A 23925-nucleotide genomic window follows, 5' to 3' on the forward strand; every position below is an offset into this window, starting at 1 on the left:
CGGTGTATGGCACCGGCTTCGCCGGTGTTCGCGGCTAAAGCCGCTCCCACAATGTGTCCGGCACCTAGAAGGTATGCCCAAGGTTCAGGTACACCGCCTGCTCATGCGCACTGTTGGCCCCGTAGCTCAGGTTCAACGGCCCCAACGGCGTCTCCAGCCCCAGGAAGATGCTCGCCGCATTGATGTAGCCACTGTCGAACTCGTTGTCGTTGTTCCACGCCCGCCCTCGCTCCAGCGACCCGCCGATGTACAGCGGGAAGTCCAGCGGAACGTAGGCCCGTGGTGTCAGGCGGCGGTAGTAGACCATGCGCATCAGGCTCACGTTCTGCCCCGACACCGAGTCCTGGCGGAAGCCTGACAGCTCCCGCGCGCCACCCAGCACGAAGCTCGACGTCACCACTTCGGTATCATCCAGCGTGCGCCCGTAGCGCCCGCCCAGCACGAAGGTGTTCGGCCCGCTGCTGAGGGCCTTGTCCAGGTTGAACATCCACTGCCGGTAATCCTGGTCGGAATCCAGCGACTGGTCATACTTGCGCAAGGTCAGGCCGATATCCTCGCCGCTGTGCGGGAAGTACACGTTGTCGAGGGTGTCGAACGAGTACTTCAGCTCGTAGAAACCTTCGTTGAAACTGACCTTGGGCAGGTCCTGGTCGCCGATGCGTACCTCGGCCTCGCCCCAGGCCTTGCCCACGCCCAGGCGCACTTCACCGTTGGTACCGATCTGCCGCCCCACGTTAAGGCCAAAGCCGTAACGCTCCAGGCGGTACTCGGCCACCGGGTCGTTGTCCAGGGTGGCTTCGATGTTCTGCGAGCTGAAGTCCAGGTACGGCGCGATGAAGTAGCGCGAGCCCACGTCCAGGGGCTGGTAGAACTCGCTGTACAACTCCTGCTGGTCGCCGATCTGGCCACGGGTCAGCCATTCGGCACCGAGGCTGTTGATACCGTTGACCCGGTAGCTGGCGCCCAGGTTGAAGGCGCTGTCGCCGCGCAGGTCGTCCGACAGGTTCAGGCCCAGGCGCAGGTAGTCTGTGCCACCGCGTCGGCCGCGGGCGTTGATCACCAGGGTGTTGTCGTCGCCCTTGTGCACCACGCGGTACTGCACCCGGTCGAAGTAGTCCAGGCCGTACAGCGTGCCCATGTCGGTCTGCAGGCGGCCTAGCTCCAGCGGCGCATCGATCGGTTGGCGGATGTACGAGCGGATGACCTCGTCGCTGACCTTGGAGTCGTTTTCGATCCTGATCGCGGTGATCGTCGGCGTGCGTTGGCGCGGCGAGCGGGCCACGGCCAGGCTGCTGTCACCTTCGGGCTGGCGCAGGGCGGCAAGGCGAGGGTCGAGCAGGCGGGTGGCGCGGTAGCCGGCTTCGATCATTTCCCGGGCGCGGCCAAAATCGGTGACGCCAAAGGCGGTCAGCGGTGGCTGGATGAGGATGTCGTCGCGGTGCAGGCTGGCCAGTTGTTCTTCCGAGTTGCGCCGGGTCATCAGGGTGATCGACTGGTTGAGCACATCGACCACCGTGGCCAGCTGCTTGCGGTCACGCAGCGGGGTGCCGATGTCGACCACGATGGCCAGGTCCACACCCATTTCGCGGGCGACGTCCACCGGGATGTTGTCGACCATGCCGCCGTCCACCAGCAGCCGGCCGTCCAGTTCGACCGGGGCGAACACCGCCGGGATCGACATGCTGGCGCGGATCACCTGGGGCAGGTGGCCACGGCGGAACACCACCTTTTCGCCACTGGCGATGTCGGTGGCCACTGCGCGGAAGGGAATGGGCAGCTTGTCGAAGTCACGGGTGTCGGCGGTGTGCGCCAGCTTGCTTTCCAGCAGCAGCGCCAGGTTCTGGCCCTGGATCACCCCCAGCGGCAGGCCCAGGCTGCCGTCGTCGCGAAAGCTGAGCTTCTGCTTGACCAGGAAGTCGCGGTCATCCTGCTTGCGCCGGAACGGCACATCCTTGCGCGGCGGGGCATCGGACAGCGCCTGTTGCCAGTCGAGGGTGGTGGCAAGCTTTTCCAGCTCTTCGACACTGTAGCCCGAGGCATACAGGCCGCCGACCACCGCGCCCATGCTGGTGCCGGCGATGGCGTCGATGCGCACGCCCTGTTCCTCCAGGGCCTTGAGCACACCGATGTGGGCCAGGCCACGGGCCGCGCCCCCCGACAGCACCAGGCCAACCTTGGGCCTGGCCGGTTCGGCGGCGAATACCGTGAGGGAGGTGAGGGTGAGCAGGAAACAGAACAGCAAACGGCGCATCGTGAGTCTCAAACCGTGGGCTAAAGACCGCTAGTATAAGCGGCCCCTTACCTGGAGATGCCTCACCATGGCCGACAGCAAACCGGAAATCGTCATCACGTATTGCACGCAGTGCCAATGGCTGCTGCGTGCCGCCTGGCTGGCCCAGGAACTGCTCAGCACCTTCACCGACGACCTTGGCCGGGTGGCCCTGGAGCCTGGCACCGGCGGTATCTTCCGCATTACCTGCAATGGCGTGCAGATCTGGGAGCGCAAGGCCGACGGTGGTTTCCCCGAGGCCAAGGTGCTGAAGCAGCGGGTGCGCGACCAGATCGACCCGCAGCGCGACCTGGGCCACAACGACCGCTGAATCAGGCGCCCTCGGCCAGCGGCCGCTGCCTGGGCGGTTGCTCGGCGGCCAGGCGGCTGGACAGCACGATGGCGAAGATGATCAGCGCGCCGCCCAGCAGCATGCGCAGGGTCGGGGTTTCGGCGAACACCACCCAGGCCACGGCAATGCCGTAGACCGGTTCCATGCCGAACACCACGGCGGCGGTGCGCGCCTTGATCACCGACAGGCTGGCGACGAACAGGCTGTGCGCCACGCCGGTGCAGAAGATGCCGAGCAGGGCGATCCACAGCCAGTCCATGGTGGCTACGCCGGCCAGGTCCGGTGCCGCGAACGGCAGCAGGCACAAGCCCACCACCAGGTTCTGCCACAGCGCCGCCTGCACTGCAGGCAGGCGGCCGGAGCCGGCGCGGTTGGTGAGTGACAGCAGGGAGAACAGCAGCCCCGACAGCAATGACCAGAGCAGGCCGCCGGTGGCTTCACTGGCCAGGTCGAATGCCGGTGTGACCAGTACCAGGCCGATGCTGACCAACAACACCAGCAAAGCCTCGTTGCGGCGGATGCGTTCGCGGAACAGCAGGCCTTCGAGGATCACGGTAAAGGCCGGGAAGCTGGCGAAGCCGAGGGTGGCGATGGCCACGCCGGCGACCTTTACCGCGATGAAGAAACTGACCCAGTGCCCGGCCAGCAGCACGCCGCCGAGCAGCAGGCGGCGGGCGTCCTGGCCGCTCAGGCGTTGCCAGCCCGGCCCGGTCATGCTGGCGAACAGGGCCAGGGCGAGCACGGCGAAGGCGGCGCGGCCGAACACGATGATCGCCGGGCTGGCGCTGGCGGCCAGTTTGCCGAAGACGCCGGTGAGGCCGAAGAACAGCGCGCCGATGTGCAGGGCGCCGAGGGCGGTGCGGTGGTTCATGGGTGGTCCTTGCTCAAGATCTCTACTGGCTGTGCCGGCCTCTTCGCGGGCATGCCCGCTCCCACAGTTACTGCACCGCTTTTGAAGCCTGCGCAGTACCTGTGGGAGCGGGTTTACCCGCGAAAGGGCCGGCACAGGCAAAGTGTATAGGCGCAGGCAAAGGCGGTCTGTCGCAAGACTGGCGTCAATTGTCGCCAGACTCTCGCCGCAATGCCAACGGCGTACACCCGAACGCCCGCAACATCGCCGCCGAAAACGCACTCTGCGAGCTGTACCCCACCTGCGCCGCAATCTCCCCCATCGGTAGCAAGGTCTGCATCACCAGCCGCCGCGCCTTGAGCAAGCGCCGCTGGCGAATGTAGTCCATCGGCGTCATCCCGCATTCCGCGGTAAAGCGCGCATGCAGGCGGGCACTGGACAACCCGGCGATGCGCGCCAGGTCAGCCACTTGCAGCGGGTAGGCGGCATGCCGCTCGATATGCGCATCGAAGGCGGCATAGGGCAGGCGCTGGCTGGCTGCGACGCTGGCTGCCGCCGTGGGGTTGAGGCTGGCCAGCAGCAGCGCTGCCCCTTGCCGGGCAATCAGCGGGTCGTGCATGGGGCTGGTCGCCAGCCAGTCCACCAATTGCTGCTGGCGCTCGTCCAGGCCCAGGGCAGCGGGGCGGTCGAGCAGGCGGCGGCTGGCGTCGGCATGTTCGCCCAGTTGCTCGCGCAACCAGTGATCCCCTGGTACATCCAGCACCAGGCAATCGCTGCCGCCATCGCTGGTGCAGGTGTGATGGGCGCCCGCCGGTACCACGATCAGCCCCTGTCGATCGATCCCGGCGCCATGCCCCTGCACCTCGAACTCCAGGCGCCCGCGCAGGCCGAACACCAGTTGCGGGTGTTCGTGGCTGTGGGCGATCAGGCTGTTGCGGTAATGGCGCAGCGAGAGGATCGGGCCGGCGGTCATGGGGAGAGTCGTCCTCGCAGGGCAGAACCGCATTGTGCCTCATTCCCTGCAGTCCATCACTCGTAACGGTTTTGCCACTGCGCTGTCATCCGCGCCTGCCAGTCTCCAGCAAACTGCGCCGGAGCCTGCCCATGACCCATGCCGAACTGTCCCGTCCCTCGCGCAAGCAACGCGTGCGTACCCTGTGGATTTCCGATGTGCATCTGGGCACCCGCGACTGCCAGGCCGAACACCTGTCGCAGTTCCTCAAGGGCTACCAGGCCGACCGCATCTACCTGGTGGGCGATATCATCGATGGCTGGAAGCTGCGCGGCGGAATCTACTGGCCTCAAGCCCATACCAACGTGATCCGCCGCCTGCTGACCATGAGCAAGCGCGGCACCGAGGTGATCTACGTCACCGGCAACCATGACGAATTTCTGCGCCGTTACTCCAAGCTGATGCTCGGCAACATCCAGCTGGTGGACGAGGCCGAGCACCTGACCGCCGATGGCCGCCGCCTGCTGGTGATCCATGGCGACCAGTTCGATGTGATTACCCGCTACCACCGCTGGCTGGCGTTCCTCGGTGACCGTGCCTACGAGTTCACCCTGGTGCTCAACCGCTGGCTCAACCACTGGCGTGCCCGCTATGGATACGGCTATTGGTCACTGTCGGCATACCTGAAGCACAAGGTCAAAGGCGCGGTGAACTTCATCAGCGACTTCGAGGATGCCATTGCCCACGAGTGCACCCGCCGCGGCTTTCATGGTGTGGTGTGTGGGCATATCCACCATGCCGAGATTCGCCAGGTGGGGGAGGTGGAGTACCTCAATTGCGGGGATTGGGTGGAGTCGTGCACGGCGCTGATCGAGCATTGGGATGGCACGATCGAGCTGTACCGGTTGGCCGAGGCACAGGCGCGGGAGGCGCAAACAGCAGCGGCGGTGCGCGAACCGGCGTAGGGGTTGAGGGCCAAGGGCGCTGCCTTGCAGCCCTTTCGCGACACAAGGCCGCTCCCACGGCCGCAAAGCGGCCCCAAAAAATCTACAGGCTGATCTTGCCCAGCAGGATATCCCTGAACATCACGAAATCCCCGATCAGGCTATACAGCGGATGGGTAAAGGTCGCAGGCCGGTTCTTTTCGAAAAAGAAATGCCCGACCCAGGCAAAGCCGTAGCCGAACACGGGCAAGGCCAGCAGCAACAACCATTTGCCACTGCCGATGATATAGGCCAGCAGGGCTATCACCAGGCTGGTGCCGACGAAGTGCAGGCGGCGGCAGGTGGGGTTGCTGTGCTCCCCCAGGTAGTAAGGGTAGAACTCGGCAAAACTGCGAAACTGCGCTGTGCGGTTCATGACAGTGCTCCGGGATTAATACTTCTGGACAAGATGCACGGCGTGGAGCCTGAATCGAGTCTAGAGTGACTGGCGAAGCCTATCAGTGACAATAGGCGCCAATTGAATATCCTTGGGGTTCACCGCAGGAGCGGTCAGCATAAATGCCTGTCATGAGCGAAAGAACCACGTCAGCCAGCTGGGCATCAGGGATCGTGAAGGCACTCGAGCTGGAAGGGCTGGACTGCCGGGCCATGTTCAAGCAGCTGGGGCTGGATTTCGCTGCCCTCGACGACCCCGACGCGCGCTTCACCCAGGACTCCATGACCCGGCTGTGGCAACTGGCGGTGGAACTGTCGGGCAACGAGGCCATAGGCCTGAACATGGCGCGGGTGGTGCGCCCGGCGTCGTTCCATGTGGTGGGCTATGCGTTGATGTCCAGCCGCACCCTGGCCGAAGGCTTCGAGCGCCTGGTGCGTTACCAGCGCATCATCGCCGAAAGCTCCGACCTCAGCTTCGTCCTCGGCCCCGAGGGCTATTCACTGATACTGACCGTACACGGCGACCATCTGCCACCGACCCGGCACAGTGCCGAGGCATCGCTGGCCTGCGCGCTGGCGCTGTGCAGCTGGCTCAGCGGTCGGCCGGTGCAACCGCGCCGGGTGCTGGTGCAGGGGCCGCAGCCAAAGAATATCGAGCCGTACAAGGTGGCGTTCCATTCGCCGCTGGTGTTCGGTGCGCCGCACGATGCGCTGGTGTTCGAGCGCGCCGACATGGAGGCGCCGCTGCCCACCGCCAACGAAGCCATGGCCATCCTGCATGACCGCTTTGCCGGCGAATACCTGGCGCGTTTCTCGGAAAGCCGGGTCACCCACCGCGTGCGCCAGGTACTGTGCCGCATCCTGCCGCAGGGCGAGCCCAAGCGCGAAACCCTGGCACAGGCCCTGCACCTGTCGCAGCGCACCTTGCAGCGGCGGCTGCAGGAAGAAGGCACCAGCTTCCAGACCCTGCTCGACGATACCCGCCGCGAACTGGCCGAACAGTACCTGGCGCAGCCAGGCATGACCCTGCTGGAAACCGCCTACCTGCTGGGCTTTGCCGACCCCAGCAACTTCTACCGGGCGTTCCGCCGCTGGTTCCATGCCACGCCCAGTGAGTACCGCGCCCGCCTGTGCGCCGAGCCCGAGGTGGTCAGTGACGCCAGAACGCCGGCATGCACAACACTAGCACGGTGATGATTTCCAACCGGCCGAGCAGCATGCCGCTGGCGAGAATCCACTTGGCAGCGTCCGGCAGCGTGGCGTAGTTGCCCGACGGGCCGATCACTTCACCCAGGCCCGGGCCCACACCCGAGACCGTGCCGGCAGCGCCGGTCAGGGCGGTCATCCAGTCCACGCCAAGCAACGACAGCAGCAGCGCCATGACGCAGATGGTGATGGCGAAGAAGAACGAGAAGGTCAGGATCGAACGCACGATTTCTTCGTCGAGGCGGTGGCCGTTGTACTTCTGCTTGATCACCGCGCGTGGGTGGATCAGCTGGTTGAGGCTGGCCTTGAGCAGGATGTAGGCGACCTGGAAGCGGAAGATCTTGATGCCACCTGCCGTCGAGCCGGAGCAGCCGCCGACGAAGCCCAGGTAGAAGAACAGCATCAGCGAGAAGTTGCCCCACAGGCTGTAGTCACCCAGGGCGAAGCCGGTGGTGGTGACCACCGAAGTCACGTTCAGCGCCACGTGGCGCAGGGCGTCGAGCCAGTGCAGGTTGGTGGTGGCCCAGTACCAGGTGCCAAGCACCAGCCAGGTGACCACCAGCATGCCCAACAAACCCTGCACCTGCTGGTCGCGGATCAGTGCCTTGCGGTTACCGCGCAGGGTCGCCACGTAAAGGGTGAAGGGCAGGCTGCCGAGGATCATCACCACCACCGCGACCCAGTGCACGGCCGGGATATCCCACTTGGCCAGCGACTGGTCGGAGGTGGAAAACCCGCCAGTGGAAATCGCCGACATGGCGTGGTTGATCGCATCGAACGGGCTCATGCCGGCCCACCAGAAGCCCAGCGCGCCCAGGATCGAGAAGCCGACGTATACCCCCACGATCGACTTGGCGACCATGTGCGAGCGCGGCATGACCTTCTCCGAGCGGTCGGACGATTCGGTCTGGAACAGGCGCATGCCACCGATGCGCAGCAGCGGCAGGATCGCTACCGCCATGCCGATGAAGCCGATGCCGCCGAGCCAGTGCAGCATCGAGCGCCACATCAGGATGCCCGGTGACATGTTGTCCAGCCCGCTGAGCACCGTGGCGCCGGTGGCGGTGATGCCCGACATGCTTTCGAAGAAGGCGTCGGTGTAGCTGATGTGCTGGGTCAGCAGGAACGGCAGGGCGGCGAACACGCACACCACCAGCCAGCTGCTGACGGTCAGCAGGTACATGTCGCGCGGGCGCAGGTGCACATGCTCGGGGCGGCCCTGGAGCACCAGGGCCAGGCCGGCGATGAAGGTGATCAGGCTCGACCAGAGGAACGACGGCATGTCACGGGTGCGTTCGAAGATCACCAGGGTCGCCATGGGCACGGCCATGCTGACGGCGAGGGTAATCAGGAAGATGCCGATGATGAAACCAATGATCCTTAAGGTCGGCAACGCCATGTGATCTGCTCTGACTCGAAACGGAAGGGCGCCATTCTACCTATGGGTCTGGTGATGTAAACGCTAGAATGGCCGCACATTTACCTGCCAGGAGGGTAGCCGATGGAGGCTCTCGACGCATTGCTCAACCGTGTTTCCGTGCCACGCCTGACCGACCCGGCGCCCAATGCCGCCCAGCGCGAGGCGCTGTTCCAGGCCGCCCTGCGCGCCCCGGACCACGGCCAGCTGCGGCCGTGGCGCTTTCTCACCATCGAAGGCCAGGGCCGCGAGAAGCTGGGTGAGCTGTTCGCCGAAGCGCTGCAGCACAAGGGGGATGCCAGCCAGGCTGCCCTGGACAAGGCCCGCGCCATGCCCCTGCGGGCGCCGTTGCTGATCGTGGTGGTTGCCAAGCTGCAGGACCACTTCAAGGTGCCCAAGTCCGAGCAGCGGCTGGCGGCAGGCTGTGCGGCGCACGGCATCCTGATTGCGGCGCATGCGCAAGGCATCGGTGCGGTGTGGCGCACCGGGGACATGGCTTTCGATGCCCATGTGCACAAGGGCCTGGGGCTGGCCGCGAACGAGGAGCTGATCGGGTATCTGTATGTGGGTACGCCGCTGACCGAGCCGCGCACCGCGCCGATTCTGGAAACTGCTGATTTCGTCAGTGCCTGGGGCGAGTAACGCAGCCTTGGGCTGATTGCCGTATCAAGGCATCCGGCCCTTTCGCGGGTAAACCCGCTCCCACAGGTGTTGCGCAAATTTCAGGCCTTGCACAGTACCTGTGGTAGAGGGCGGGTGCCTTTACAGCACATCAACCGCCCGCCGCTCCCACAGGAGGTGCGAAAATTTCACGCCTTGCACAGGTACCTGTGGGAGCGGGTTTACCCGCGAAGAGGCCGGGAGCATTTGCATCAAATCAACTGCCTGTCGCTTCAGTCACAGGCAACTCCAGCCGCGCCACAAAGCCCCCCTGTGGAGGGTTCTCCAGCACCAGGCTGCCACCATGCCGCTCTGCCGCCTTGCGTGCAATCGCCAGCCCCAGCCCATGCCCCGGCGCTTCCTGCCCCGGCGCACGGAAGAACGGTTCCCCCAGCTGCGCCAGGTGTTCCGCCGCCGCCCCCGGCCCATGGTCACGCACGCTGATCACGATACGGTCCTGCTCGCGCATGGCGCTGACTTCGATCGGCTGGCCCTGCGGGTTGAAGCGCAGGGCGTTGCGCAGCAGGTTGTCCACGGCACGCTCGATCAGCGTTGGCCAACCCTGCAAGGTCAACCCCGGTTGTGCCTCCAGGCGCACGTCCTGCTCTGGTGCGCTGAGCTGGGCGTCCTTGCGCACGCTGCCGAGCAGGGCGTTGAGGTCGACCGGCTCGGCATGGGCCTGTTCGGCATCGACCCGCGCCAGGGCGAGAATTTCGCTGATCAGGTCTTCCAGGCGGTCGCATTCGCGGGTCAGGCGTGGCCACAGCGCCTCACGCTGCTCAGGCTCGGCGCGCTCGGCCAAGGCCAGGGCGATACGCAGCCTGGCCAGCGGTGAGCGCAGTTCATGGGACACATCGCGCAGCAACTGGCGCTGGCTGCCGATGGTGCTTTGCAGGCGCGCGCCCATCTTGTTGAAGTCCTTGGCCAGCACGCCGAACTCGTCACGCCGCGCCGCCAGCTGCGCCAGGCTGTTCTGCTGGTAGGTGGTCTGGCCCAGGTCATGCACGGCGCTGCGCAGGCGGCTGAGCGGGCGGGTGATGGACAGGGTCACCAGCAGGCTGAACAGGGTCAGCACCACCAGGGCAATGCCCAGCGCACTGAGCGGCCATAACAGGCTTTCGCGGTGCCAGGCATCCAGCGCCGGGTGAGGGATGCGGTAGATCAACAGGTACGTCTCGCCGGTATCGGGGCTGGTGTATTCCTCGGTCAACCGGCGCCACGGCAGGCGCCGCTGGTCATTGTGCTGGCGTGCCTCGAAGGCCGCCGCACGGCGCGGGAAGGTGCCGGGCACCACGGCTTCGCCACTGTCGTCGAGCACCTGCACGTCGATCTTGTAGCGGTCCTTGCGCCGTTCCAGGAAGTGCTGTGCCGAAGCCAGGCCTTCCTGTTCGTAATGCTTGGCCCACTTGCTGGCCAGGGTATTCAGGCCCGGGTGGCGGCTGAGGATCCAGGCGTCCTGGTTGAGCATATGGCCCAGCAGGATCGACAGGCCCGCAACCAGGGTGATGGCCAGCCAGAAACTGGCCAGGATGCGCCAGAACAGTGAACGCAAGTGCACCTCCTGCAAACAAGAAAAGCCCGGCTCGCACTGAGGCGGGCCGGGCATCGGGCGGACAGCTTACTGGGCCTTGTTGCCTTTTTCAGCTTTCCAGGCCTGGAACTCCTGCCACTCGGCTTTCTGTGCGGCGCGTTCCTTCTGCAGTTCGTCGAACTTCTTCTGCTGCTCAGGCTTGAGCAGGGCACGGACCGCGCTGTCGGTCTTGTCGCGGTTGGCCTGCAGTTCGTCCTTCATCGCCTTCTGGTCGGCGGCCGGCAGTTTGGACAGGTAGCGCTCGGTGATGTCGCGGCGCTGTTTCATCTGCTCGCCCATCAGTTTGCCGATCTGCTGGCGCTGGTCACGGCTCAGGTCCAGCTGGTGGAAAGGCGCATCACCGCGATGATGTGGGCCGTCGTGGCGCGGGCCGCCTTCAGGCATGGCCATGGCCACGGTCGGCAGGGCGGCGGCGAACATCAGGGCGATAAGGGTCTTGCGCATGGTGTCTCTCCTTTCATGGGCCGGTGGTTACCGGATGAGCACAGTCTAGGGAGATCACCGTCAAGCGCGGTCAGTGGATGGTAAAGGCTCGGTAAAGATGTTCAGAGGCAGTAGTAATAGCCACGGCTGCGCAGGGCGACGATGCGCGGCCGGCCATCGGCGTGGGGGCCGATCTTCTTGCGCAGGTTGCTGACGTGCATGTCCAGGCTGCGGTCGTACAGGGTCAGCTTGCGGCCCAGGCCGATCTGCGCCAGTTCCTGCTTGTCCAGCGGCTCGCCGGGTTGGCGCAGCAGGGCTTCGAGAATGCGGCTTTCGGACAGGGTCAGGGTCATTTCGCGGCCATCGATGCTGGCCACGCCACGGGCAGGGCTGTAGACCAGGTCGCCCAGTTCCACCTGGCTGGTGGTGGCGGTGGGGTGGCTGCGGCGCAGCACGGCACGCAGGCGAGCGGTGAGTTCACGCGGGTCGCAGGGTTTGGCCAGATAGTCGTCGGCGCCCAGTTCCAGGCCGAGGATGCGGTCCAGCGGCTCGCCGCGGGCCGAGAGCATCAGCACCGGCATTTCGGCATGCTCGCTGCGCAACTGCTTGAGCAGTTCCAGGCCACTGCCGTCGGGCAGCATCACGTCCAGCACCACGGCCGCCGGGGCATGCGTGGCCAGGGCCTGGCGTGCGCTCTGGCCATCGTGGCAGGCGCGCACGGTAAACCCTTCCTGGGTCAGCCAGCTGCCGAGCAGCTCGCACAGCTCCTGGTCATCATCTATCAGTAACAGCTCGCTCATGACTCACTCAATTCAACCATTGACGGCGGCTATTCGGCCCGCCAGTGGCAAAGATACCGCAGACTGATGGCAACAGTATAACTGCCGGTACCGCGTCGGCTTCTTCGCGGGCTTGCCCGCTCTCACAGGTAACCCACAAACCTCAGGACCTGTGGTGTCCCTGTGGGAGCGGGCAAGCCCGCGAAGAAGCCCACGCGGTCTCAGATCAAGGCAGCACTTGCTTGAACGGCTTGACCACCACCTTGTCGTACACGCCCGCGGCAATGTAAGGGTCGGCATCGGCCCAGGCCTGCGCCGCGGCCAGGGAGTCGAACTCGGCAACGATCAGGCTACCGCTGAAACCCGCTTCGCCCGGGTCGTTGCTGTCGATGGCCGGGTGCGGGCCGGCCAGTACCACGCGGCCCTCGGCCTTCAGCTGCTGCAGGCGTTCGATGTGCGCCGGGCGGGCGGCCAGACGCTTTTCCAGGGAGTTTGCGACGTCGCTGGCGATGATGGCGTAGAGCATGTCAATCCTTGGGTTTGGAGGTAGAAGGGTCGTCGTGCAGGTGGCGCGACAGGTACACGCCCTGCGCTACCAGGAACATCACGGTCATGCCCAGGCTGCCGAACACCTTGAAGTCGACCCAGAAGTCCTGGAAGGTGAAGGCGACGAACAGGTTGGCCGCGCCGCAGAACAGGAAGAAGCCGATCCAGGCCAGGTTCAGGCGGGTCCAGATGGCATCGGGCAGGCTCAGGGCGTGGCCCATGATGCGCTTGATCAGCACCCGGTCGCCGATGAAATGGCTGCCGGCGAAGCCCAGGGCGAACAGCCAGTTCACCACTGGCGCCTTCCATTTGAGGAAGGTTTCGCTGTGGAAGGTCAGGGTCAGGCCGCCGAACACCAGGCAGGCCACCAGGGTCAGCCACTGGCCCTTTTCCAGCTTGCGCTGGCGCAGGAACAGCGCGCCGTAGACCACCAGCGAGCTGATGATCAGCATGGCCGTGGCGCTGTAGATGCCGCCGAATTCGAAGCTGTGGCCGGCGACTTCCATGGGGCGCGGGTCGAGCTTGTAGACGATGAAGAACAGCAGCAGCGGGATGAAATCGATGAATTGTTTCACAATGGCAGCCAGAATCAGGATGTGACGGCATAATAACAAACATCGATTCCAGCGAAAGCGCTCCTCCATGAATGTTGATCTGCACTGTCACAGCACGGCCTCCGACGGCGCCCTGTCGCCTTCGATACTGGTCGCCCGGGCCCATGAGCATGGGGTGCAAACGCTGGCACTGACCGACCATGACACCATCGAAGGCCTGCCCGAGGCGCGCCAGGCATGCCGCGACAAGGGCATGCACTGGGTCAGCGGGGTGGAGCTGTCGTGCACTTGGGGTGGCGCGACCATCCATGTGCTGGGCTATGACTTCCCGCTCGACGCACCGCCCCTGCTGGCGGCGATCGAAGCGCTGCACCGCGGCCGCTGGCTGCGCGCCGAAGAAATCGACAAACGGCTGGCGGCCAAGGGCATGCCCGGTACCCTCGACGGCGCCCGCGCCGTGCAGCACGAACTGGGCGATAGCGGCAACGCCCCGGCGCGCCCGCATTTTGCCGAGTACCTGGTGCGTGCCGGGCACGTCAAGGACCGCGGCGAGGCGTTTCGCAAATGGCTGGGCGCCGGCAAGCTGGGGGACGTCAAGCAGCACTGGCCTACCCTCGATGAAACCGTCGCCACCCTGCGCCAGTCCAACGCTTGGGTGAGCCTGGCGCATCCCATGCACTACGATCTGACCCGCAGCAAGCGCAGAAGGCTGATTGCCGACTATATTCAGGCAGGCGGGCAGGCGCTTGAAGTGGTCAACGGGTTGATGCCTGCCGAGCAGGTGGGCACCATGTCCATCCTCACCCGTGAGTTCGGCCTGCTGGCAAGCGCTGGCAGTGACTTCCACGGCCCCGGCACCTGGGGCGAGATCGGTGCCTACCGGCCTTTGCCCGAGGACCTGCCACCTCTGTGGCGCCGATTCAGCCATGAACAGCCTTTGGCGGTATGAACAGGACGACTACGTGAGCCAATTTTTCCAGATTCATCCGGAGAACCCGCAGCAGCGCCTGATCAAGCAGGCCGTCGAGATTATCCGCAAGGGCGGTGTAGTGGTGTACCCGACGGATTCGGCCTATGCGCTGGGTTGCCAGATGGGTGACAAGGCGGCCATCGAACGGGTGCGGCGCCTGCGCGGGCTGGACAAGACCCACAACTTCACCCTGATGTGCTGCGACATGTCGCAGCTGGGGTTGTACGCCAAGGTCGACACCGGCACGTTCCGGCTGCTCAAGGCACATGTGCCGGGACCTTACACGTTCATCCTCAACGGCACGCGCGAAGTGCCGCGCCTGCTGTTGCACGATAAACGCCGCACCATCGGGCTACGGGTGCCGGCCCATGCCATTACCCTGGCCCTGCTGGCCGAACTGGGCGAGCCGTTGATGAGTGTGAGCCTGATCCTGCCGGGCGACACCGAGCCGATGACCGACCCTTACGAGATCCGCGAGCGCCTGGAGCACCATGTCGACCTTGTGATCGACGGCGGTTTCGGTGACCTCAAGGCATCGACCATCATTGACCTGTCCGGCGATGAACCGGAACTGGTCCGTGAAGGCTGCGGCGACCCCACGCCGTTCCTGGTCAACGCGTGAGCCAGGTGGAAACGCCCGAGGCTCCGGCCGAACAGGCCGAAACGCCTCGGCAGCTGCAGCTGGCACTGGTCTATGGCGAAGCCCTGACCGAGCTGCCGCTGGACCTGTACATCCCGCCGGACGCCCTGGAAGTCATCCTCGAAGCCTTCGAAGGCCCGCTGGACCTGTTGCTGTACCTGATCCGCAAGCAGAACATCGACATCCTCGACATCCCGGTGGCGGAAATCACCCGCCAGTACATGGGCTACGTGGAGCTGATGAAGAGCGTGCGCCTGGAGCTGGCCGCCGAATACCTGGTGATGGCTGCCATGCTCGCCGAGATCAAGTCGCGCATGTTGCTGCCGCGCTCGGCCGACGTCGAGGAGGAGGAGGACGACCCGCGCGCCGAACTGATCCGCCGGCTGCAGGAGTACGAGCGCTTCAAGGCCGCCGCCGAAGGTATCGATGAATTGCCACGGGTTGGCCGCGAGGTGGTGGTGCCGCGCCTGGAGGCGCCGCAGGCCAAGGTGCGCAAGCTGTTGCCCCAGGTCAGCCTGGAGGAGCTGCTGGTGTCGATGGCCGAGGTGATGCGCCGCAACGACCTGTTCGAAAGCCATCAGATCACCCGCGAGACCTTGTCCACCCGCGAACGCATGAGCCAGGTGCTGGAACGCCTGAAGGGCGGCGGTTTCGTGCCGTTCGTCGATCTGTTCGCCGCCGAGGAGGGCAAGCTGGGTGTGGTCGTGACGTTCATGGCGATTCTCGAGCTGGTGAAGGAATCGCTGATCGAACTGGTGCAGAATGAACCCTTCGCCGCCATCCACGTGCGGCTTCGCCCCGCGCTTGTTGAAGAACCTGATGAACCTGAATGAACCCCGCGACCTGGCGTCGCTGATCGAAGCCTTCCTGCTGGCTTCGGGCAAGCCGCAATCCCTGGAGCGCCTGTACGAACTGTTCGAGGAAGCCGAGCGACCGGAGCCCAAGGTCTTCAGGCAGGCTCTGGAGCTGCTGGGCAAGTCGTGCAATGGCCGCGCCTTCGAGCTCAAGGAGGTGGCCAGCGGTTACCGCCTGCAGATTCGCGAGGACTTTGCGCCGTGGGTCGGGCGCCTGTGGGAAGAACGCCCGCAGCGCTACTCGCGCGCGCTGCTGGAAACCCTGGCCCTGATCGCCTACCGCCAGCCCATCACCCGTGGCGAAATCGAGGATGTGCGTGGCGTGGCGGTGAACAGCAACATCATCAAGACCCTGATGGAGCGCGAGTGGATCCGCGTGGTCGGCTACCGCGAAGTGCCCGGGCGGCCGGCGATGTTCGCCACTACCAAGGCGTTCCTCGACCATTTCAACCTCAAGAGCCTGGACGAGCTGCCAGCCTTGGCCGAGCTGCGGGAGATGGAGCCCGAGCCGCTGCTCGACCCGGATGATGCGCCAGTGCCGGCGCACCTGCAGGCATTGGCGGATGCCAGCCTTGGGGAAGAGGAAGAGGTTGCCGAGCCGAAGGAGGAGACCAGCTTCCGTAGCCTGCTGGTGGAGCTGGATGCCATGGAAGAGGGGCTGAAGACCGATTTCGATGATTTGCGCGAGGAAGAGGCTGAGGCCTCGGTGGAAGAAGAGGGCAAGTCACTGCCCTGATTCCTTTGTTGCCTGTACCGGCCCTTTCGCGGGTAAACCCGCTCCCACAGGGATATCACAGGCCCTGAGAGTGACGCGGTACCTGTGGGAGCGGGTTTACCCGCGAAGAGGCCGGTACTGCCAATACATAACCATTAGGCAGAAACCCCTCGCAAAGCCCACAAAACCCTCTACCCTCCAGTGCGTTCCCCCGCCGAACCGCGTATGATGCGCGGCCTTTTGGCGCGTTCGTCGCCAGAACCCTTATTTCATTCCTACACCGGGAGGTGCCCAGATGAGTGAGCAAGACCTGCAAGACACCGAAATCACCCCTCCATCCGGCGAAAAGCTGCAGAAAGTGCTGGCGCGCATTGGCGTTGGCTCGCGCCGTGACGTCGAGGCCTGGATCAGCCAGGGCCGCATCAAGGTCAACGGCGTCGAGGCCACCCTCGGCCAGCGCGTCGACCTGCACGACGCCATTGCCGTGGATGGCAGGCTGATCAAGCGCGAAGAGGCCGCCGAGGCCACCCGCCGGGTGATCATGTACAACAAGCCCGATGGCGAAATCTGCACCCGTGACGACCCGGAAGGCCGCCCGACCGTGTTCGACCGCCTGCCACGGCCGAAAGAAGGCCGCTGGATCAACATTGGCCGCCTCGACATCAACACCACCGGCCTGCTGCTGTTCACCACCGACGGTGAACTGGCCAACCGCCTGATGCACCCGTCCTACGAGATGGACCGTGAGTACGCGGTACGTGTGCGTGGTGAGGTCGACGACGAGATGATCGAGCGCCTGAAGGCCGGCGTGATGCTGGAAGATGGCCCTGCCAAGTTCACCGACATCCAGAAGGCGCCCGGTGGCGAAGGCTTCAACCACTGGTACCACTGCGTGGTGATGGAAGGCCGTAACCGTGAAGTGCGTCGCCTGTGGGAGTCCCAGGGCATGGTGGTCAGCCGCCTGAAGCGCGTGCGTTTCGGCCCGGTGTTCCTCAACTCCGACCTGCCGATGGGCCGCTGGCGTGAAATGACCCAGGGCGAAATCGACATCCTCGCTGCTGAAGTGGGCCTGCAGCCGGTGGCGCTGCCAGCCATGAAGCTCAAGGCCAAGGACAAGATGGAGCGCCTGCAGCGCAAATCGACCCGCCCGCTGGGCCGTGGCGAGCGCGTGCGCAGCCTGCGCCCGGCCCACGAAGGTGCTGCTGCCGGCGAACGCCCGGCGCGCCAGGCGCGTGAAGAGGCCCCGCGCAAGACCGGCCGTGGCAGCACCGTGGCCGAACGCCCGAGCGAGATGCGCAAGCGTCCGGCCAAGCCTGAAGGTGACAAGCCGGCAGGCCGTGGCCGCGGCAAACCGCGTGGCTGATTGGCCTTTGCGTTGAAACAGAACCAGCCTTCGGGCTGGTTTTTTATGGCTGTGAGAATTTGGGGCTGCTGCGCAGCCCATCGCGACACAAGGCCGCTCCCACACAAAACGCGTCACCTGTGGGAGCGGCCTTGTGTCGCGAAAGGGCCGCAAAGCGGACCCAAGATACTGAACAAAAAGAATTTTTCGGACGACTGGCAAGTTCCCGAACCACCTTGTAAAGAAAATTGTACGAATGTGGTCGGTTTCAGCCCGGATTTCAGATTAGGTCGAATCGTGTAAACAAACCTTGCCGCCGGCTCACCGTCAAAACAGCCAGCCAAGCCCCGCCCACCCTTGCCCAAAGCCCCGCCCCACGGTGTTATAGCCGCCATTGCCGTGTGCAAAAGCCTGTCCACAGAGCCGGGCTGACAAAACAACAAATGGAGGCGCCATGTACGCCGATCACTTCGCCTTTCAAGGCCCACACCACAGGATCGCTGCGTTTTTTCCCGAGGAAACGATGCAACGCGTTGACGCCTGCGCGTTTGCAGGGGTATACAGTGCGCCGCGTTTTACCTGTGACTCCCTTGCGTACCGCGCACTCTTGATCACGCCTGGTTGACCCGCCCCGGCGGCACCTGAGGTCAGGAAACCCAAGGTAACCACCTTGCCCATTCCGCTGCGCCACGAGCGCGGTGGGTCCGATTCCGTCACAGATAAAAACAATGCAGGTGACTTCGTTCATGAGTGGACAAAACATGCATTCAGGCGAGCTCAAGCGGGGCCTGAAGAACCGCCATATCCAGTTGATCGCCCTCGGCGGTGCGATTGGTACCGGCCTGTTCCTCGGCTCGGCAGGCGTGATGAAATCCGCTGGCCCGTCGATGATCCTTGGCTACGCCATCTGCGGCTTCATCGCCTTCATGATCATGCGCCAGCTCGGCGAAATGATCGTCGAAGAGCCGGTGGCCGGCTCGTTCAGCCATTTCGCCCACACCTACTGGGGTGGTTTCGCCGGCTTCCTGTCGGGCTGGAACTGCTGGGTGCTGTACATCCTGGTGGGCATGTCGGAGCTTTCGGCGGTCGGCAAGTATGTCCACTACTGGTGGCCGGAGATCCCTACCTGGGTCACGGCGGCAGCGTTCTTCGTGCTGATCAACGCCATCAACCTGATGAACGTGAAGTTCTTCGGTGAGGCCGAATTCTGGTTTGCCATCATCAAGGTGGTGGCCATCGTCAGCATGATCGGCCTGGGTGCCTACCTGCTGACCAGCGGCAGCGGCGGCCCTGAAGCCACCGTGGCCAACCTGTGGTCGCACGGCGGCTTCTTCCCGAACGGTGTCAGCGGGCTGGTGATGGCCCTGGCCTTCATCATGTTCTCCTTCGGTGGCCTGGAAATGCTCGGCTTCACCGCCGCCGAGGCTGACAAGCCGAAGACCGTGATCCCCAAGGCGATCAACCAGGTCATCTACCGTATCCTGATTTTCTATGTCGGTGCCCTGGTGGTGCTGCTGTCGCTGACCCCATGGGACAACCTGGTCGCCAGCATCGATGCGTCCGGCGGCAGCTATGGCAGCAGCCCGTTCGTGCAGGTGTTCTCGCTGCTGGGCAGTGACGTGGCTGCGCACCTGCTGAACTTCGTGGTCCTGACTGCAGCGCTGTCGGTGTACAACAGCGGCACCTACTGCAACGCCCGCATGCTGCTGGGCATGGCCGAGCAGGGCGATGCCCCGGCGTCGCTGGCCAAGGTCGACAGCCGTGGTGTACCGGTGCGCTCGATCCTGGTGTCGGCAGGCGTGACGCTGATCGCGGTGCTGCTCAACTACCTGATGCCGCAAAACGCGCTGGAGCTGCTGATGTCGCTGGTGGTGGCCACCCTGGTGATCAACTGGGCGATGATCAGCTACTCGCACCTGAAGTTCCGCCAGCACCTGGACCGCACTGGCCAGAAGCCGCTGTTCAAGGCGCTGTGGTACCCCTATGGCAACTACATCTGCCTGGCGTTCGTGGTGCTGATTCTGGGCATCATGGCGATGATCCCGGGTATCCAGGTTTCCGTGTATGCGATCCCGGTGTGGCTGTTCGCCATGTTCGTGGTCTACATGGTCAAGCCGCGTCGCAGGGCGCAGGCGCTTGGGGCTGCTGGTAGCGTGGCCAAGTAAGGCGCTGCAGGTAGCGTACAAACAACCCGAAGTCAGGAACTGGCTTCGGGTTTTTTATTGCCTGTACCGGCCCCTTCGCGGGTAAACCCGCTCCCACAGGGACATCACCTGATCTGAAAGCAGCGCTATACCTGTGGGAGCGGGTTTACCCGCGAAGAGGCCGGTACAGGCAAAAATCAGATCTGCTCCAGCAACCAACTGCGAAACGCCCGCAGCGACGGCAGCGCCTCATTGCGCGGTGGGTAGATCAGGTAATAACTGCGCTGACTGGCAAATGCCACCCCAGGGCTATACAGCTCACCCTTGGCCAGTTCTTCCTCCACCAGTATGCGCGGCACCAGGCCAATGCCGATCCCGGCGCGTACCGCCTGGATCAGGTGCGAGGTCAGCTCGAAGCTCGGCCCCAGGCGCATCGCCCGGTGCGCCAGGCCATGGTGCGAGAACCACTCGCCCCAGGCATGCGGGTTGTTGGCCACATTCAGCAGCACCTCTTCACTGATGCGTGCAGGGCTCCAGCCCTGGCTGTCCGCGCCAGCCTCCGGCGGCAATATCACCACCAGTTCCTCGGCATGCAGGCGATGGCAGATCAACCCCGGGAGGTCGTGGCTGGCCACGCCGATGGCGGCATCGATCTCGCTGGTGTCGAAGTTGATGGCTTCGATGCGTGAATGTATGTGCACCAGCATGCCCGGGTGGGCGCTGTAGAAGGCGTGCAGCCTTGGCAGCAGCCATTTCGAGCCGAAGGTGGGCAGGGTGGCCAGGCGCAAGGTGCCCACCCCCGACTGGTAGGCCAGTGCCTGCAAGGTGGCGCTGCGAATGCGCCCAAGTGCCTCGCTGAGCTCGCGCTGGTACAGGCGGCCGACATCGGTCAGCTGCACCTGGCGCCCCTCGCGGCGGAACAGGGTCAGGCCCAGTTGCTGCTCCAGCGCCTGCACCTGGCGGCTGACCGCGCTCTGGGTGAGCGACAGCTCGGCGGCGGCGCGGGTGTAGCTTTCATGCCGGGCGGCAGCCTCGAAAGCCAGTAGCAGCGACATGGACGGGGTGAGATGGCGGTAATTCATTCATGAAAGTCATTAATAGCGGCAGGATTATCCGTTTGCCCCTGAAGCGAAACTACAGGAACATTGGCCTGCACGTCACCTCCGCATGCCATCACCCATGCCGGAACGACAGGAATCCCGTGAATTAGCCAATATCAAGAGGCCATCCTTCGATGATCGCCCAGCTGCCGACCGTTGCCCCGAGCGCCAACTACCCCGACTTCCTCGAAGCCCTGCGCAACAGCGGCTTCCGTGGCCAGATCAGTGCCGACTACGGTACCCGCACGGTGCTGGCCACCGACAACTCGATCTACCAGCGCTTGCCACAGGCGGCGGTGTTCCCGCTGGACGCCGACGATGTGGCGCGGGTCGCCATGCTGATGGCCGAGGAGCGCTTCCAGCAGGTCAAGCTGACCCCGCGCGGCGGTGGTACCGGCACCAACGGGCAGTCGCTGACCGACGGGATCGTCGTCGACCTGTCGCGGCACATGAACAAGATCCTCGAAATCAACGTCGAGGAACGCTGGGTGCGGGTGCAGGCCGGTACCGTCAAGGACCAGCTCAACGCCGCGCTCAAGCCGCACGGGCTGTTCTTCGCCCCCGAGCTGTCCACCTCCAACCGTGCCACTGTCGGCGGCATGATCAACACCGATGCCAGCGGCCAGGGCAGCTGCACCTATGGCAAGACCCGCGACCACGTACTGGAGCTGCACAGCGTGCTGCTCGGTGGCGAGCGCCTGCACAGCCTGCCGATCGACGATGCCGCGCTGGAACAGGCCTGTGCCGCGTCCGGCCGGGTCGGCGAGGTGTACCGCATGGCGCGGGAAATCCAGGAAACCCAGGCCGACCTCATCGAAACCACCTTCCCCAAGCTCAACCGTTGCCTGACCGGCTACGACCTGGCGCACTTGCGCGACGAGCAGGGCCGTTTCAACCTCAACAGCGTGCTGTGCGGTGCCGAGGGCTCGCTGGGCTATGTGGTCGAAGCCAAGCTCAATGTGCTGCCGATCCCCAAGTACGCCGTGCTGGTCAACGTGCGTTACACCAGCTTCATGGATGCTCTGCGTGACGCCAACGCGCTGATGGCGCACAAGCCGCTGTCGATCGAGACCGTCGACTCCAAGGTGCTGATGCTGGCGATGAAGGACATCGTCTGGCACAGCGTTGCCGAATACTTCCCGGCCGACCCCGAGCGCCCGACCCTGGGCATCAACCTGGTGGAGTTCTGCGGCAACGAGCCGGCCGAGGTCAATGCCAAGGTGCAAGCGTTCATCCAGCACCTGCAAAGCGACACCAGCGTCGAGCGCCTGGGCCACACCCTGGCCGAGGGCGCCGAGGCGGTGACCCGCGTCTACACCATGCGTAAACGTTCGGTGGGCCTGCTGGGCAACGTCGAGGGCGAAGTACGCCCGCAACCGTTCGTGGAAGACACCGCGGTACCGCCGGAGCAACTGGCCGACTATATCGCCGACTTCCGTGCACTGCTCGATGGCTACGGCCTGGCCTACGGCATGTTCGGCCACGTCGATGCCGGCGTGCTGCACGTGCGCCCGGCACTGGACATGAAGGACCCGGCCCAGGCCGCACTGGTCAAGCCGATTTCCGACGCCGTGGCGGCGCTGACCAAAAGCTATGGCGGCTTGCTGTGGGGCGAGCACGGCAAGGGCCTGCGTTCGGAATACGTGCCGGAGTATTTCGGCGAGCTGTACCCGGCGCTGCAGCGCCTGAAGGGCGCTTTCGACCCGCACAACCAGCTAAACCCGGGCAAGATCTGCACCCCGCCAGGCAGCGCCGAAGGCCTGACCAAGGTCGATGGCGTAACCCTGCGCGGCGACCTCGACCGCACCATCGACGAACGCGTGTGGCAGGACTTCCCTAGCGCCGTGCATTGCAACGGCAACGGCGCCTGCTACAACTACGACCCCAACGACGCCATGTGCCCGTCGTGGAAGGCCACCCGTGAACGCCAGCATTCGCCCAAGGGCCGTGCTTCGCTGATGCGCGAATGGCTGCGCCTGCAGGGCGAGGCCAACATCGACGTGCTGGCGGCGGCGCGCAACAAGGTGTCGTGGCTCAAGGGCCTGCCGGCACGCCTGCGTAACAACCGTGCGCGCAGCCAGGGCCAGGAAGACTTCTCCCATGAGGTGTATGACGCCATGGCCGGCTGCCTGGCGTGCAAGTCGTGCGCCGGGCAGTGCCCGATCAAGGTCAACGTGCCGGACTTCCGCTCGCGCTTCCTCGAGCTGTACCACGGCCGCTACCAGCGCCCGCTGCGTGACTACCTGATCGGTTCGCTCGAGTTCACCATCCCGTACCTGGCCCACGCGCCCGGGCTGTACAACGCGGTGATGGGCTCGAAGTGGGTGAGCAAGCTGCTGGCCGACAAGGTCGGCATGGTCGACAGCCCGCTGATCAGCCGCTTCAACTTCCAGGCCACCCTGACCCGCTGCCGTGTCGGCGTGGCCAGCGTGCCGGCCTTGCGTGAACTGACCCCGGCCCAGCGCGAGCGCAGCATCGTGCTGGTGCAGGATGCCTTTACCCGTTACTTCGAGACACCGCTGCTGTCGGCCTTCATCGACCTGGCGCACCGCCTGGGCCACCGGGTGTTCCTGGCGCCGTACAGTGCCAACGGCAAGCCACTGCACGTTCAGGGCTTCCTCGGTGCGTTCGCCAAGGCGGCGATCCGCAATGCCACCCAGCTCAAGGCCCTGGCCGAGTGCGGCGTGCCGCTGGTGGGCCTGGACCCGGCGATGACCCTGGTGTATCGCCAGGAGTACCAGAAAGTGCCGGGCCTGGATGGCTGCCCGCAGGTGCTGTTGCCGCAGGAGTGGTTGATGGATGTGCTGCCGGAGCAGGCACCGACCGCGCCGGGCAATTTCCGCCTGATGGCGCACTGCACCGAGAAGACCAACGTGCCGGCCAGCACCAGGCAGTGGGAGCAGGTGTTCGCCCGCCTTGGCCTGAAGCTGGTGACCGAGGCGACTGGCTGCTGCGGTATGTCGGGTACCTATGGGCACGAGGCGCGTAACCAGGACACTTCGCGGACCATCTTCGAGCAGTCGTGGGCGACCAAGCTGGACAAGGAAGGCGAGCCGCTGGCGACCGGTTACTCGTGCCGCAGCCAGGTCAAGCGCATGACCGAGCGGCAGATGCGCCACCCGCTGGAAGTGGTGCTGCAGTACGCTCAGCGCTGACCTTCAGGGCCCCGGGGGCTGCCTTGC

The 23925-nt window shown here is 64.7% G+C and carries 22 protein-coding genes; 11 read left to right on the forward strand and 11 right to left on the reverse strand.

Annotated elements, in window-relative coordinates:
* Nucleotides 1-64 precede the first annotated feature (64 nt).
* Entirely contained in the window at nucleotides 65-2251 is a 2187-nt protein-coding gene (locus CAG22_RS06505) for a patatin-like phospholipase family protein (protein WP_075045975.1), read from the reverse strand.
* Nucleotides 2252-2318: 67 nt separating this feature from the next.
* Here CAG22_RS06505 and CAG22_RS06510 point away from each other — a divergent pair, with 67 nt between their 5' ends.
* On the forward strand, nucleotides 2319-2600 hold the full coding sequence (locus CAG22_RS06510) for a SelT/SelW/SelH family protein (RefSeq protein ID WP_025340145.1): 282 nt from the start codon (nucleotides 2319-2321) through the stop codon (nucleotides 2598-2600).
* Between the two features lies 1 nt (nucleotide 2601).
* Here the strand turns inward: CAG22_RS06510 and CAG22_RS06515 are convergent, their stop codons facing one another.
* Together CAG22_RS06515 and CAG22_RS06520 are read right to left on the reverse strand one after the other, a co-directional pair.
* Nucleotides 2602-3492: a DMT family transporter gene (locus CAG22_RS06515; protein WP_085704992.1), complete on the reverse strand. Its 891-nt coding sequence runs from the start codon at nucleotides 3490-3492 to the stop codon at nucleotides 2602-2604.
* A gap of 184 nt (nucleotides 3493-3676) precedes the next feature.
* Nucleotides 3677-4444 (reverse strand): AraC family transcriptional regulator, encoded by a 768-nt coding sequence (locus tag CAG22_RS06520; protein ID WP_085704994.1) that lies wholly within the window; start codon nucleotides 4442-4444, stop codon nucleotides 3677-3679.
* Between the two features lie 131 nt (nucleotides 4445-4575).
* Between CAG22_RS06520 and CAG22_RS06525 the strand changes: the two genes are divergently transcribed.
* On the forward strand, nucleotides 4576-5388 hold the full coding sequence (locus CAG22_RS06525; protein ID WP_085704996.1) for a UDP-2,3-diacylglucosamine diphosphatase: 813 nt from the start codon (nucleotides 4576-4578) through the stop codon (nucleotides 5386-5388).
* A gap of 82 nt (nucleotides 5389-5470) precedes the next feature.
* Here the strand turns inward: CAG22_RS06525 and CAG22_RS06530 are convergent, their stop codons facing one another.
* Nucleotides 5471-5782: a DUF962 domain-containing protein gene (locus CAG22_RS06530; RefSeq protein ID WP_025340141.1), complete on the reverse strand. Its 312-nt coding sequence runs from the start codon at nucleotides 5780-5782 to the stop codon at nucleotides 5471-5473.
* A 152-nt stretch (nucleotides 5783-5934) separates the two neighbouring features.
* Here CAG22_RS06530 and CAG22_RS06535 point away from each other — a divergent pair, with 152 nt between their 5' ends.
* Complete coding sequence (locus CAG22_RS06535) at nucleotides 5935-6996, forward strand: AraC family transcriptional regulator (protein WP_085704998.1); 1062 nt, start codon at nucleotides 5935-5937, stop codon at nucleotides 6994-6996.
* Here CAG22_RS06535 and CAG22_RS06540 read toward each other — a convergent pair.
* Nucleotides 6953-8407 carry a TrkH family potassium uptake protein gene (locus tag CAG22_RS06540; protein WP_013973677.1) on the reverse strand — a complete coding sequence of 485 codons (1455 nt, stop codon included), beginning with the start codon at nucleotides 8405-8407 and terminating at the stop codon, nucleotides 6953-6955. The genes CAG22_RS06535 and CAG22_RS06540 overlap by 44 nt on opposite strands.
* 102 nt (nucleotides 8408-8509) lie before the next feature.
* On the opposite strand from CAG22_RS06540, the gene CAG22_RS06545 reads away from it, so the two are divergent.
* Nucleotides 8510-9067: a nitroreductase family protein gene (locus CAG22_RS06545; RefSeq protein WP_025340139.1), complete on the forward strand. Its 558-nt coding sequence runs from the start codon at nucleotides 8510-8512 to the stop codon at nucleotides 9065-9067.
* A 235-nt stretch (nucleotides 9068-9302) separates the two neighbouring features.
* Here the strand turns inward: CAG22_RS06545 and CAG22_RS06550 are convergent, their stop codons facing one another.
* The 5 genes from CAG22_RS06550 to CAG22_RS06570 all read right to left on the reverse strand — a co-directional run bounded on the left by CAG22_RS06550 (nucleotide 9303) and on the right by CAG22_RS06570 (nucleotide 12999).
* Complete coding sequence (locus CAG22_RS06550) at nucleotides 9303-10643, reverse strand: HAMP domain-containing sensor histidine kinase (RefSeq protein ID WP_085705000.1); 1341 nt, start codon at nucleotides 10641-10643, stop codon at nucleotides 9303-9305.
* 60 nt (nucleotides 10644-10703) lie between these two features.
* On the reverse strand, nucleotides 10704-11120 hold the full coding sequence (locus CAG22_RS06555) for a Spy/CpxP family protein refolding chaperone (RefSeq protein ID WP_025340137.1): 417 nt from the start codon (nucleotides 11118-11120) through the stop codon (nucleotides 10704-10706).
* A gap of 101 nt (nucleotides 11121-11221) precedes the next feature.
* Nucleotides 11222-11899, reverse strand: a complete 678-nt coding sequence (locus CAG22_RS06560; RefSeq protein ID WP_085589106.1) for a response regulator transcription factor — start codon at nucleotides 11897-11899, stop codon at nucleotides 11222-11224.
* 205 nt (nucleotides 11900-12104) lie between these two features.
* Nucleotides 12105-12404: a YciI family protein gene (locus CAG22_RS06565; protein WP_015271283.1), complete on the reverse strand. Its 300-nt coding sequence runs from the start codon at nucleotides 12402-12404 to the stop codon at nucleotides 12105-12107.
* A gap of 1 nt (nucleotide 12405) precedes the next feature.
* Nucleotides 12406-12999 carry a septation protein A gene (locus CAG22_RS06570; protein WP_003259096.1) on the reverse strand — a complete coding sequence of 198 codons (594 nt, stop codon included), beginning with the start codon at nucleotides 12997-12999 and terminating at the stop codon, nucleotides 12406-12408.
* A gap of 67 nt (nucleotides 13000-13066) precedes the next feature.
* Between CAG22_RS06570 and CAG22_RS06575 the strand changes: the two genes are divergently transcribed.
* The 6 genes from CAG22_RS06575 (at nucleotide 13067) to CAG22_RS06600 (ending at nucleotide 19664) form a co-directional block, all read left to right on the forward strand.
* The gene (locus CAG22_RS06575) at nucleotides 13067-13927 is read left to right on the forward strand and encodes a PHP domain-containing protein (protein ID WP_085691667.1); all 861 of its coding nucleotides are present in this window, start codon (nucleotides 13067-13069) and stop codon (nucleotides 13925-13927) included.
* A gap of 13 nt (nucleotides 13928-13940) precedes the next feature.
* The gene (locus CAG22_RS06580) at nucleotides 13941-14570 is read left to right on the forward strand and encodes an L-threonylcarbamoyladenylate synthase (RefSeq protein ID WP_038408376.1); all 630 of its coding nucleotides are present in this window, start codon (nucleotides 13941-13943) and stop codon (nucleotides 14568-14570) included.
* A 125-nt stretch (nucleotides 14571-14695) separates the two neighbouring features.
* Complete coding sequence (locus tag CAG22_RS06585) at nucleotides 14696-15421, forward strand: ScpA family protein (RefSeq protein ID WP_170929280.1); 726 nt, start codon at nucleotides 14696-14698, stop codon at nucleotides 15419-15421.
* Complete coding sequence (gene scpB, locus CAG22_RS06590; protein ID WP_025340134.1) at nucleotides 15408-16178, forward strand: SMC-Scp complex subunit ScpB; 771 nt, start codon at nucleotides 15408-15410, stop codon at nucleotides 16176-16178. Before CAG22_RS06585 ends, scpB begins: the two co-directional genes overlap by 14 nt.
* Nucleotides 16179-16452: 274 nt before the next feature.
* Nucleotides 16453-17520, forward strand: coding sequence for a 23S rRNA pseudouridine(2605) synthase RluB (gene rluB, locus CAG22_RS06595; protein ID WP_085705004.1), 1068 nt, complete (start codon nucleotides 16453-16455; stop codon nucleotides 17518-17520).
* 725 nt (nucleotides 17521-18245) lie between these two features.
* Nucleotides 18246-19664: an amino acid permease gene (locus tag CAG22_RS06600; RefSeq protein WP_075047028.1), complete on the forward strand. Its 1419-nt coding sequence runs from the start codon at nucleotides 18246-18248 to the stop codon at nucleotides 19662-19664.
* A gap of 176 nt (nucleotides 19665-19840) precedes the next feature.
* Here the strand turns inward: CAG22_RS06600 and CAG22_RS06605 are convergent, their stop codons facing one another.
* Entirely contained in the window at nucleotides 19841-20725 is an 885-nt protein-coding gene (locus CAG22_RS06605; protein ID WP_013973663.1) for a LysR substrate-binding domain-containing protein, read from the reverse strand.
* A 152-nt stretch (nucleotides 20726-20877) separates the two neighbouring features.
* On the opposite strand from CAG22_RS06605, the gene CAG22_RS06610 reads away from it, so the two are divergent.
* A complete protein-coding gene (locus tag CAG22_RS06610) occupies nucleotides 20878-23898 on the forward strand; it encodes an FAD-binding and (Fe-S)-binding domain-containing protein (RefSeq protein ID WP_085705006.1) in 3021 nt (1006 codons plus the stop codon).
* Nucleotides 23899-23925: the final 27 nt, after the last annotated feature.

This window comes from Pseudomonas sp. B8(2017), assembly GCF_002113575.1.
Taxonomy (GTDB): Bacteria; Pseudomonadota; Gammaproteobacteria; order Pseudomonadales; family Pseudomonadaceae; genus Aquipseudomonas; species Aquipseudomonas putida_Z.

Bases quoted from the DNA above. Each gene is read 5' to 3' on its own strand.
- CAG22_RS06575 (WP_085691667.1), top strand. From the start codon at position 13,067: ATGAATGTTGATCTGCACTGTCACAGCACGGCCTCCGACGGCGCCCTG.
- CAG22_RS06605 (WP_013973663.1), bottom strand. From the start codon at position 20,725: ATGAATTACCGCCATCTCACCCCGTCCATGTCGCTGCTACTGGCTTTC.
- CAG22_RS06555 (WP_025340137.1), bottom strand. From the start codon at position 11,120: ATGCGCAAGACCCTTATCGCCCTGATGTTCGCCGCCGCCCTGCCGACC.
- CAG22_RS06510 (WP_025340145.1), top strand. From the start codon at position 2,319: ATGGCCGACAGCAAACCGGAAATCGTCATCACGTATTGCACGCAGTGC.
- CAG22_RS06565 (WP_015271283.1), bottom strand. From the start codon at position 12,404: ATGCTCTACGCCATCATCGCCAGCGACGTCGCAAACTCCCTGGAAAAG.
- CAG22_RS06560 (WP_085589106.1), bottom strand. From the start codon at position 11,899: ATGAGCGAGCTGTTACTGATAGATGATGACCAGGAGCTGTGCGAGCTG.
- scpB (WP_025340134.1), top strand. From the start codon at position 15,408: ATGAACCTGAATGAACCCCGCGACCTGGCGTCGCTGATCGAAGCCTTC.
- CAG22_RS06610 (WP_085705006.1), top strand. From the start codon at position 20,878: ATGATCGCCCAGCTGCCGACCGTTGCCCCGAGCGCCAACTACCCCGAC.
- CAG22_RS06525 (WP_085704996.1), top strand. From the start codon at position 4,576: ATGACCCATGCCGAACTGTCCCGTCCCTCGCGCAAGCAACGCGTGCGT.
- CAG22_RS06530 (WP_025340141.1), bottom strand. From the start codon at position 5,782: ATGAACCGCACAGCGCAGTTTCGCAGTTTTGCCGAGTTCTACCCTTAC.
- CAG22_RS06505 (WP_075045975.1), bottom strand. From the start codon at position 2,251: ATGCGCCGTTTGCTGTTCTGTTTCCTGCTCACCCTCACCTCCCTCACG.
- CAG22_RS06535 (WP_085704998.1), top strand. From the start codon at position 5,935: ATGAGCGAAAGAACCACGTCAGCCAGCTGGGCATCAGGGATCGTGAAG.
- CAG22_RS06545 (WP_025340139.1), top strand. From the start codon at position 8,510: ATGGAGGCTCTCGACGCATTGCTCAACCGTGTTTCCGTGCCACGCCTG.
- CAG22_RS06540 (WP_013973677.1), bottom strand. From the start codon at position 8,407: ATGGCGTTGCCGACCTTAAGGATCATTGGTTTCATCATCGGCATCTTC.
- CAG22_RS06520 (WP_085704994.1), bottom strand. From the start codon at position 4,444: ATGACCGCCGGCCCGATCCTCTCGCTGCGCCATTACCGCAACAGCCTG.
- CAG22_RS06515 (WP_085704992.1), bottom strand. From the start codon at position 3,492: ATGAACCACCGCACCGCCCTCGGCGCCCTGCACATCGGCGCGCTGTTC.
- CAG22_RS06600 (WP_075047028.1), top strand. From the start codon at position 18,246: ATGAGTGGACAAAACATGCATTCAGGCGAGCTCAAGCGGGGCCTGAAG.
- rluB (WP_085705004.1), top strand. From the start codon at position 16,453: ATGAGTGAGCAAGACCTGCAAGACACCGAAATCACCCCTCCATCCGGC.